2 protein-coding genes are annotated in these 1285 nt (G+C 53.5%); both read left to right on the top strand.

The genetic code is table 11. The features are described from left to right. On the top strand, positions 1 to 591 hold a 591-nt coding region (locus RSSM_RS10885), incomplete at its 5' end, for an ankyrin repeat domain-containing protein (RefSeq protein ID WP_236621073.1). Between the two features lie 102 nt (positions 592 to 693). Next, the gene (locus RSSM_RS10880) at positions 694 to 1194 is read left to right on the top strand and encodes a hypothetical protein (protein WP_144059729.1); all 501 of its coding nucleotides are present in this window, start codon (positions 694 to 696) and stop codon (positions 1192 to 1194) included. The last annotated feature ends 91 nt before the right edge of the window (positions 1195 to 1285 follow it).

The raw sequence follows: 1285 nt of genomic DNA, 5'->3' as shown, positions 1-1285 counted from the left end.
CGTTACTCGACTAACTCTATGAACGAACAGATCGAACTCGCGATAGCATCGTCGTCGGGCGACTACCACGCCGCGGTCGAAGCGTTGGATGCTGGGGCCGATCCAAACTGGATTGATCAGTCGAATGGCAACAGCCCCGTTCTCAATGCGTGTAAGATGGGGCACGCACATATCGTTCAACTGCTCTGCTCCCGCGGTCTTGACCCCAACACGCGATTCACTTGGCGATCCGCTGTTGACAAATCGCGACACAAGAACAAGACGCCCTTGATGTTCGCGCGCCACGCCGACGTTGTGGAAACGCTTGTTGCCGCTGGCGCTGATCCGAATCAAACTGATGATGACGGCATCACACCACTAATGATCGCTTGCCAATCCGGAAAACTTGACCTCGTGAAAATGCTTCTTGACCACGGTGCAATGGTCGATGCCGAAAACAACATGGGTGCGACTGCGATCGATATTGTTTACCATCGAACTAAGGAACTCTCGGGGTTGCGACGCGCAGAAAACGCGGACACTGTTGATTCAAGACTAACTGAGCTTTCCAACATTACCGCACTGCTAGACGAACACGCCGCATGCGAGTAACCATCGCGTGAACCGGAGCACGCGAGTCGGCGTTTTTGAAGTTGAGAATCGTCCGCGCGTGCCCGGTTACGCGTGCCGTTACCCGAGCGAACAGGCGCAATCTTGATACGTGATTTGATCGTCGTTTCTTGCATTATGGCTTTTGTGACTGTCGGCTGCGCGAAACCCCAGCCACAGCGCAACGAGTTGAACTGGCAGATACTGGACAGGCACGTACATCCTGACGCAACTGTTAAAGCGAGACTTACAGTCGCCGAGCTGCTGGAGGAATCCAGCAACGCAATCGTTTATCACGTCGATAAGCCCCTTACCGATGTGGATGCGTGGTACGAATCTCGATTCCCGATTTCAATCCGTGACGAACATGACCCAGACAGTGGGCGTGCTGGAATATACTTTGATCCCGACCACGAATTTCGAGACTCGTGGGTTTTCCTCTACGATAATCGCGTCCCAGCAGCCCGAGTGTCGCTTGAAGACCTGCTAACCGAGAAACGGATTGCGACATTGCCGCACGACACGGGTGTGATCGGAGTGGTTTACTTGAATGACCCCGTTGAGGCGATCCGAATGTTACAGCGGATAAACGAGACTGACCTGTAAACATCGGGTAACCATGGCGTGCACACGAAGCACGGCATAAGATATTTACAAATGGAAACCACATTGGCCGTGCTCGGTGACGCCGGTCGTT

It is taken from the genome of Aporhodopirellula sallentina SM41 (assembly GCF_000346505.1).
Classification (GTDB): domain Bacteria; phylum Planctomycetota; class Planctomycetia; order Pirellulales; family Pirellulaceae; genus Rhodopirellula; species Rhodopirellula sallentina.
Note: the sequence above shows the minus strand (reverse complement) of the source record. Positions and strands in the feature narration are given on the sequence as shown.